Here is a 7,500-nt window from a genome sequence, read left to right as displayed (position 1 = left end):
CCCTCTCCGCCCTCAGGTTCCTGGGGCTCTATGCGGTATAACGGTCAAGTCTGCATCAAGGCCAGGAGCACCCGGTCCAAAAGGGCCAGGGCCACTTCCCCATAGTCCCCCTCCAGGAGGTGGTGAACCCCCTCCACCAAGGTGGAAAGGAGGAGCACCGCTGCCCCAGCCGCAATGAGAAAACCGGCAAACAGGTAAATGACGGTTTCCGTAACCTGGAGGACCCGGTAGGCATCCCGCTTCATGGGTCTAGTCTACGTCGTTGAGGTAGGTAAACTCCCCCTGTTCCTCCAAGAACTTCTGCATCTCGTAAGGGGAGCGGATACCCTCCTCCGTGGGCAAGGGTCCTTCCATCCAGTGGGGCAGGGCCTCGGGGGGTGGAGCCTGGAAGCCATAGAGGTAGTAAAGGGCCCAGTACCCGTGGGCGTCCTTGAGGATCACCGCATCCCCGTAGCCGTCCTCCAGCACCTTAACCGCCTGCTTCCTGGCCTCCTGGTAGGGCATCTCGGAGTAGTCCATACCCACCTCCTACTTGGACTCGTTGATGAAGAGCGTATACCCATTATCCTCCAACCAGCGGGCTTGGTCGTAAGGGTCGCGGAACCCCTCGGGGGAGGGCCTAGGTCCTTCCACCCAGTCGGGGGTTTCCTCGGGATCAGGAGCCTTGCGCCCGTACCAGCTGTAGAAGTAGTAGAGGGCGTAGTACCCCCCCTCCCCCTCTACCACCAAACCCTCCCCCAGCCCGTCCACCAAAATCCTAAGGGCCTTGCCCTCCGCCTCCTGGTGGGTTAGGTGCCGCATGGTACCTCCGTCAGCACCAGGTAGTCGGTGGTGATCCGGTCCTGGGCCATGGGGCGGAAGACCCGGTTGGCGAACTCCACGTGCAGGGGATGGTCCCGGTAGAACTCCACCACCTCCGGCCCCTCAAAGAGGACGGAAAGCCAGTAGCGGTAGCGGGCCTCCGGGGAAAGGGCCTCCCCATAGCGCAGGCCGCAGACCCCAGGAATCTGCAGCAGGACCTCCCGCGCCTGCTGCACCATGCGGCGCACCTCCTCTGGGCTGGCCTCAGTGTTAAACACGATCAAGTGCTCCACCATCTCCGTACCTCCTCCAGATAACCCAGATCCACCACCACCCGCTCCCCGGCCCTCGGTCCCTGGAGAACGGGGGCTGGGTCCCCAGGCTCCCCCAGATGGGGAAGGAGGGCCTCGGCCTCCTGGTAGTCCTGGTCCAGGGTGTAGAGGCTAGGGGTGATGAGGACCGGAAAACCTGCCCCCTTGGCGCTTAGGAGGCCGTTTCGGGAATCCTCCACCACTAAGGCCTCCTCCGGGGCCAAACCCAGCCGCTCCTGGGCCAGGAGGTAAATGCTCGGGTCGGGCTTTTTCCTGGGGACCACATCCCCCGCCAGGACCAGGTCAAACCAGCCCAAAAGCCCCGTGCCCTCCAAGAAGGCCTCCGCGTTTTCTGGGCTGGTGGTGGTGCAAAGGCCCAAGGCTACCCCCGCCTCCCGGGCTTCGCCAAGGAGCCGGCGCACTCCCGGCCGAAGCGTGACCCCTTCCTCCCGCAAAAGCTTCAGGTAAAGGTCCGTCTTGTACCGGTGGACCTCGGCGATCTCCTCCCAGGTGAGGTTGGGCGCTCCAGGGGTCTCCTCCAAGGCCCGCTTAAGGCGCTCCTTGCCCCCCGTGGTCCAAAGGAGGCGGGCGTAGGTCTCCTGGTCCCAGTAAAGGGGCAGGCCAAAGTGGGCAAAGGCCCGGTTGAAGGCCTCGCGGTGGAGCTCCTCGGTTTCGGCCAAGGTGCCATCCAGATCCCAAAGAAGGGCTTTCAGCCTCCCCACCATAGGCGCATCCTAGCCATGGCCAAATCCTTTAGGCCCTCCTTCATGCCCGCTACCAGCCCCAAATAGTCCTCCGCCTCCACCTTCTTGAGAAGGTAGGCCGCCTCGAGGGCCAGGTCGGCATACAGGTTGATCTTGCGGATCCCCCGGTCCACCAAGGCCCGGTACTCCTCCGGCCTCAGGCCCGAGGCCCCGTGCAGGACCAGGGGAACGGGTAGCTGGCCTAACTCCTCCAGAAGGGGCAAGTTGAGGCGCACCGGCCCTTTGTGGAGGCCGTGGCGGGTGCCGATGCTCACCGCCAAAGCGTCCACCCTGGTTTCCGCCAAGTAGCGCCTGGCCTCCAGAGGGTCGGTGTAGGCCACGGGCTCGTGGGAAACTTCCCCCCCGTAGCCTCCCGGCACCGCCCCCACCTCCCCCTCCACCGTGGCCCCATAGGCCCGGGCCACCTCCACCGCCAGGCGGGTGAGGCGAATGTTCTCCTCCAGGGGAAGGTGGCTTCCATCCAGCATCACGCTGGTGAAGCCCAGCTTTAGGGCCCGCACCACCTCCTGAAGGCTCTCCCCGTGGTCCAGGTGCAGGGCCACGGGCACCTTGGCCCCATCGGCCAGATGGACAAGCCCTGGGGCTAAGGCCTCCAAGGGTGGCCCCCCGAGATGCGGAGCCACGCTTAGGATCACGGGAAGGCCTAAGGTTTCCGCTCCCTCCAGGATGGCCTCGGCCCACTCCAGGCCCACCACGTCAAAGGCCCCCACCGCCCGGCCCTTCTCCGGCAAAACCTCCCGCAAAGTGGCCAGCATCCCTCCTCCTATAGCCCAAACACCATGCCCTCCCCCCGCATCCCCAAGAAGCGGGGGACCACCCTGTGGGCGTCCACCCGAGCGCACTCCGCCACATCCTCCCCAAGCCCCACCGCCACCAGGGCCTTGGCCGCCTCGCTGGCAGTGAGCACCGGCAAAGGAGGGTTCTCCGCCAGAAAAAGGGCCAGGTGGGCCATCTCCCCTTCCGGGGCAAACCCTAGGGCCTGCAGGCGTCTTCCAATGACCCCAGCCGTGTAAAGGTCATCCAGGGCTATGTTGCCCTCCTTGCCCGCACAAACGATAGCCACTTCCCCACCTGAGCCTGCCGCCACCTCCGCCACCGCCTGGGCGTTTTGCAAGGAACCCAGAAGGATATGCCTGGCCCCTAAGGCCGCATGGGCGGCCCGGGTGCCGTTGGTGGTGGCCATGACCACCGTTTTGCCCGCCACGGCCCCCACCTCCCGGGGGGAGTTGCCCAGGTCAAACCCCTCTGGCGGAAGCCCACCCACCTCCCCGGCCAGGATCTCCCCATCCTGGCGAAGACTGCGGGCCACCTCTACCCCCGGAGCCAGGACCAAGGCCTTAGCCCCCGCCCTTAGGTAAAGGGCGGCGGTGGTGGTGGCCCGGATCACGTCCACCACAATGGCCGTGCCCGGATACGAGCCAGGTTGGGGCAAAGGGTCTATGCGAAACTTCACAAGAGCGCCTCCAAGGCTTCCGCCACCCGCTCGGGGGTAAAGCCCAGCTTCTCGTAGACCTCAGGGTACGGGGCGCTGGCCCCAAAGCGGTCCAAGCCCACCACCTTTTGGGCGTACCGCTCCCAACCCAGGCTAACCCCAGCCTCCACCGCCACCGTGGGCAGGCCCGGGGGCAGGACGCTTTGCCGGTAGGCTTCCGGCTGCGCGGCAAAGAGCTCAAAGGAAGGCAGGCTCACCACCCGCACCCGGCGGCCCCTTTCTGCCAAAAGGGCCTTGGCCCTAAGGGCCAAGTGCACCTCGCTTCCCGTGGCCACGATGACCCCCTCGGGGTTCTCGGCATCGTCTACCACATACCCACCCTTTAGAACCCCTTGGGCCTTCTCCGGGGAAAGGAGGGGCACCGCCTGCCGGGTAAGGATGAGGGCCGTGGGTCCTTCCTTGCGCTTTAGGGCCACCTGCCAGGCATAAAAGGTTTCGTAAGCGTCGGCCGGCCGAATCACCCAGAGGTTGGGGATGGCCCTAAGGCTCATGAGGTGCTCCACCGGCTGGTGGGTGGGGCCGTCCTCACCCAGGGCGATGGTGTCGTGGGTGAAAACGAAGACCGTGGGGGTGCCCATAAGGGCCGCCAGGCGAATGGCCGGGCGCATGTAGTCGGAGAAAACTAGGAAAGTGCCCCCATACGCCCTATAGCCCCCGTGGAGGTTGAGGCCGTTGAGGATGGCCCCCATGCCGTGCTCCCGCACCCCGTAGTGGAGGTAGCGCCCGGTAGGATTTTGCGGGGAGAAATCCGCCATGCCCTGGGCTTGGGTGTTATTGGAAGGGGTAAGGTCGGCGCTACCCCCAAGGAGTTCCGGCATCCGGGGAGCGATGGCGTCCAAGGCCTTGCCACTTGCGGCCCGGGTGGCCACGGGCTTGTCAAAGGCGGGGGGTTCCTCGGGCAAGGAAGGAAGTTCCCCCTTTAGGCGGCGCACGAGCTCCTGGTGGAGGTCAGGATAGGCCTTTGCGTAGGCTTCCATGAGCCCCTCCCAAGCCTCCTGCCAGGCCCTTCCCTGTTCCCGCATGTCCATGTGCCGGTAGACCTCCTCGGGCACCTCAAAGGGCGGATAGGGCCAGCCCAGATTCCTGCGGGTGGCCTCCACCGCCTCAGGTCCCAAGGGCTCCCCGTGGGCCTTGTGGGAGTCCTGCTTGGGAGAGCCATAGCCGATGTGGCTGCGAACGGCGATGAGGGAGGGCCTTTCGTCCAGCTGGGCCAGGCGGATGGCCTGGCGGAGGGCCTCGAGGTCGTTGGCATCTTCCACCCTCAGGGTGTGCCACCCGTAGGCCCGGTAGCGGGCCAGGACATCCTCGGTGAAGGCCAGGTCCGTGGAGCCGTCAATGGAAATGTGGTTGTCGTCCCAGAAGACGATGAGCTTGGATAGCTTCCAGGTCCCTGCCAGGGAGCTGGCCTCCCCGGAGATCCCCTCCATCAAGTCCCCATCCGAGGCCAAGACATAGGTGTAGTGGTCCACCACCTCGTGCCCTGGGCGGTTGAACTCCGCGGCCAGTTTCCTCTCCGCCAAGGCCATGCCCACAGCGGTGGATATGCCCTGGCCCAAGGGCCCCGTGGTCACCTCCACCCCAGGGGTGTGGCCGTACTCGGGGTGGCCCGGGGTCTTGGAGCCCCACTGGCGGAAGCGCTTGATCTCATCCAGGGAAAGGTCATAGCCCGTGAGGTGCAAAACGGCATACAGGAGCATGGAACCATGGCCTGCGGACAGCACAAAGCGGTCCCGGTTAGGCCAGGTGGGGTTCAGGGGATTGTGGCGCATGACCTCCCGGTACAGGAGATAGGCCAGAGGAGCCATGGCCATGGGCATGCCGGGGTGGCCGCTTTTGGCCTTCTCCACGGCGTCTACGGCCAAAAACCGGATGGCGTTCACCGAAAGGCTGGTGAGGTCCTTGGTCTCAGTCATGTTGCCTCCAGGGTACGCCTCCGTGAAGGAGGGCACAAGCGGAGCCGGGACCCGCTTCTATAAGCTTACTGTTATCCTTCTGTCCGTTGCTCTGGGGGATAGCTATAAGGCCGCCGGGCCATCCCCACGTGCGTGGGGACTACGCCGTGACCCAGACGGCAAGAATCCCCTCTGACCCCCCTCTAAGTGCGCATGGAGGGGGCAAGTCCGCCCAAGGCCTCTCAAGATCCCCGCGGGCCAGCCTATAGGCCCATACACAGCCCCAAAGCCTTCGGCGGTGCCTACTCCCCCCACTAGGGGGCAAGGACGTTACCTTTAATCATCCTTCAGGCTTCAAAGGCCCAGCAGGCACGCCGCTTGCCTTGGCCCAAGAAGGCTGCTAGAATCCTCTAGGTGTGGGCGCCCGTAGCTCAGCAGGATAGAGCGGGGGCTTCCTAAGCCCTAGGCCGGGGGTTCGAATCCCTCCGGGCGCACCAAGAAGGGCCCGTCTCCCCTGGGGGACGGGCCTAGCTCCTTACCACCCCACCTTGGCCTAAGCCCAGGTGGGGGCCCCGGTACGTCCCTTCCCCGGAGTATGCTCCCGGGTACCTAGGGGGCACAACGGGGCGGGAACGGGTCTAAACCCGGCCTGAGCGGCGGCCCCGGGAAGAACTTTGGGCGCCCGCGTAGGCTTCGGGCAGGGCTTCCACCCGCTTGGCCCGCTCCAGTTTTACACCCTGAACCTCCGAAAGCCTAGGCAGGTCCTGGGGGCGGAGGTCCACATAGAAGCCTTCCCCGCCTTGGGCGATCTTCCCCACCTCGAGGCCCGCCTCCTTCAGGAGGGCCACCAGCCGGGGCAGGGTGAGCCTGGGCCCCGTGGCCTTAAAGGTAAGCCAGCCCTCTTCGCCCGTGAGAAGGCTCTTCTCCTTGGGTGCCCCACCCAGAAGAAGCGCCATGAGGGCCGCCACCACCTCCACCCGCCCCTCGGCAAAAAGACGGCTGGCAAAGTCCTGGTACAGCTTGTAGTCCCGTTCCGGCACCCGGGCCAGACGGGCCAGGAGGTGGTGCCATTTGGCCTCGAGGACCTCCTCGGGCGTGGGAGGGTTCACCCGCTTGAAGGTGCGGCCCACCGCCCTTTCCAGCTCGGAAAGCTCCCGCTTTTCCCGGGGCCCATAGAGGATCACCACCTCACCCCCCCGCCCCGCCCGCCCCGTGCGCCCCGAGCGGTGCTGGTAGGTTTCCGGCTTGTCGGGCAGGCGGTAGTGCACCACCAGGTCCACCTCGGGGATGTCCAAGCCCCTGGCCGCCACATCCGTGGCCACCAGCACCTTCACCTCCCCTTCCCGGAAAGCCTTCATGACCCTCTCCCGGTCGCTTTGGGAAAGGTCCCCGTGGATGGCCCGGGCGGCATGGCCAAGACGAAGGAGCCCCGTGGCCACCTCCTCGGTCTCGGCCTTGGTGCGGGTGAAAACGATGGCCCGCTTGGGCGCCTTTACAAAAAGGATGTCGGACAGGAGGCCAAGCCGGTCGTTGGGGGCAGGGATGGCCTCCTCCTGGTAGGTAACCCCCTCCTCCCGCACCACATTGATGACCACAGGGCTTTTCATGTACCGCTCCGCCAGCTTCCTGGCCCAAGAGGGCAAGGTGGCGGAGAAAAGGAGGGTCTGGCGCTCCTTAGGGGTGGCGGCCAGGATGGCCTCCACCTCCTCCTCAAACCCCATGGAAAGCATCTCATCCGCCTCGTCCAAGACGGCGATGCGCACCTGGGAAAGGTGCAAAACCCCTTGCCTCAAGTAGTCCAGGGCCCGCCCAGGGGTGGCCACCACCACATCGGCCCCCCGGGCCAGCTCCTCCTTTTGCTTCCCGTAGCCCGTGCCCCCGTACACGGTGACCACCTTGAGGTGGGGGGCCACCGCCGCCAGCTCCGAGGCCACCTGCAGGGCCAGCTCCCGGGTAGGGGTGAGGACCAAGGCCCGGGGAGGGCGGCCCCGTTCCTTGGAGGCCTCCAGGGCCTGGGCGATGGGCAGGGCGAAGGCCAGGGTCTTGCCCGTACCCGTGCGGGCCTGGCCGATGAGGTCCTTGCCCTCGAGGGCCAAGGGCAACGCCGCCGCCTGGATGGGGGTGGGGGCGGTGATGCCCCGGCGCAAAAGGGCTTCCTTGATCTCGTCCTTCAGGGGAAAATCTTTGAACTCCATTCTCTCTCACTTCCCGGGCCCCACCCGCGCCCGAAAAGGAGGGGG

The 7,500-nt window shown here is 65.7% G+C and carries 9 protein-coding genes and 1 tRNA gene; 1 reads left to right on the top strand and 9 read right to left on the bottom strand.

The features are described from left to right. Positions 1–44 precede the first annotated feature (44 nt). The 8 genes from L0D16_RS10040 to tkt are packed head-to-tail and all read right to left on the bottom strand — an operon-like array spanning position 45 to position 5,281. Positions 45–245 carry a hypothetical protein gene (locus L0D16_RS10040; protein ID WP_243031771.1) on the bottom strand — a complete coding sequence of 67 codons (201 nt, stop codon included), beginning with the start codon at positions 243–245 and terminating at the stop codon, positions 45–47. Positions 246–249: 4 nt separating this feature from the next. Continuing rightward, on the bottom strand, positions 250–519 hold the full coding sequence (locus tag L0D16_RS10035; protein ID WP_243027697.1) for a hypothetical protein: 270 nt from the start codon (positions 517–519) through the stop codon (positions 250–252). Positions 520–528: 9 nt separating this feature from the next. Then, positions 529–801, bottom strand: coding sequence for an annexin VII (locus L0D16_RS10030; RefSeq protein ID WP_243031770.1), 273 nt, complete (start codon positions 799–801; stop codon positions 529–531). Then, positions 789–1,097 (bottom strand): Dabb family protein, encoded by a 309-nt coding sequence (locus L0D16_RS10025; protein WP_243031769.1) that lies wholly within the window; start codon positions 1,095–1,097, stop codon positions 789–791. The genes L0D16_RS10030 and L0D16_RS10025 overlap by 13 nt, the downstream gene beginning before the upstream one ends. Further along, positions 1,082–1,837 carry an HAD-IA family hydrolase gene (locus L0D16_RS10020; RefSeq protein ID WP_243031768.1) on the bottom strand — a complete coding sequence of 252 codons (756 nt, stop codon included), beginning with the start codon at positions 1,835–1,837 and terminating at the stop codon, positions 1,082–1,084. Before L0D16_RS10020 ends, L0D16_RS10025 begins: the two co-directional genes overlap by 16 nt. Next, entirely contained in the window at positions 1,822–2,631 is an 810-nt protein-coding gene (locus tag L0D16_RS10015; RefSeq protein WP_243031767.1) for a class II fructose-bisphosphate aldolase, read from the bottom strand. The genes L0D16_RS10020 and L0D16_RS10015 overlap by 16 nt, the downstream gene beginning before the upstream one ends. Positions 2,632–2,639: 8 nt before the next feature. Beyond that, positions 2,640–3,329 (bottom strand): 2-phosphosulfolactate phosphatase, encoded by a 690-nt coding sequence (locus tag L0D16_RS10010; protein ID WP_243031766.1) that lies wholly within the window; start codon positions 3,327–3,329, stop codon positions 2,640–2,642. Next, positions 3,326–5,281, bottom strand: coding sequence for a transketolase (gene tkt / locus L0D16_RS10005; RefSeq protein ID WP_243031765.1), 1,956 nt, complete (start codon positions 5,279–5,281; stop codon positions 3,326–3,328). The genes L0D16_RS10010 and tkt overlap by 4 nt, the downstream gene beginning before the upstream one ends. A 399-nt stretch (positions 5,282–5,680) precedes the next feature. On the opposite strand from tkt, the gene L0D16_RS10000 reads away from it, so the two are divergent. Continuing rightward, positions 5,681–5,757, top strand: a tRNA-Arg gene (locus L0D16_RS10000). Positions 5,758–5,898: 141 nt separating this feature from the next. Here L0D16_RS10000 and L0D16_RS09995 read toward each other — a convergent pair. Then, on the bottom strand, positions 5,899–7,455 hold the full coding sequence (locus tag L0D16_RS09995) for a DEAD/DEAH box helicase (RefSeq protein ID WP_243031764.1): 1,557 nt from the start codon (positions 7,453–7,455) through the stop codon (positions 5,899–5,901). Positions 7,456–7,500 lie beyond the last annotated feature (45 nt).

Source organism: Thermus altitudinis, assembly GCF_022760835.1.
In the GTDB taxonomy this organism is placed as follows: Bacteria; Deinococcota; Deinococci; order Deinococcales; family Thermaceae; genus Thermus; species Thermus altitudinis.
Note: the sequence above shows the minus strand (reverse complement) of the source record. Positions and strands in the feature narration are given on the sequence as shown.

Excerpts from the sequence above, each read along its gene's own strand:
- L0D16_RS10040 (WP_243031771.1), bottom strand. The coding sequence starts at position 245 with ATGAAGCGGGATGCCTACCGGGTCCTCCAGGTTACGGAAACCGTCATT.
- L0D16_RS10035 (WP_243027697.1), bottom strand. The coding sequence starts at position 519 with ATGGACTACTCCGAGATGCCCTACCAGGAGGCCAGGAAGCAGGCGGTT.
- L0D16_RS10030 (WP_243031770.1), bottom strand. The coding sequence starts at position 801 with ATGCGGCACCTAACCCACCAGGAGGCGGAGGGCAAGGCCCTTAGGATT.
- L0D16_RS10025 (WP_243031769.1), bottom strand. The coding sequence starts at position 1,097 with ATGGTGGAGCACTTGATCGTGTTTAACACTGAGGCCAGCCCAGAGGAG.
- L0D16_RS10020 (WP_243031768.1), bottom strand. The coding sequence starts at position 1,837 with ATGGTGGGGAGGCTGAAAGCCCTTCTTTGGGATCTGGATGGCACCTTG.
- L0D16_RS10015 (WP_243031767.1), bottom strand. The coding sequence starts at position 2,631 with ATGCTGGCCACTTTGCGGGAGGTTTTGCCGGAGAAGGGCCGGGCGGTG.
- tkt (WP_243031765.1), bottom strand. The coding sequence starts at position 5,281 with ATGACTGAGACCAAGGACCTCACCAGCCTTTCGGTGAACGCCATCCGG.
- L0D16_RS09995 (WP_243031764.1), bottom strand. The coding sequence starts at position 7,455 with ATGGAGTTCAAAGATTTTCCCCTGAAGGACGAGATCAAGGAAGCCCTT.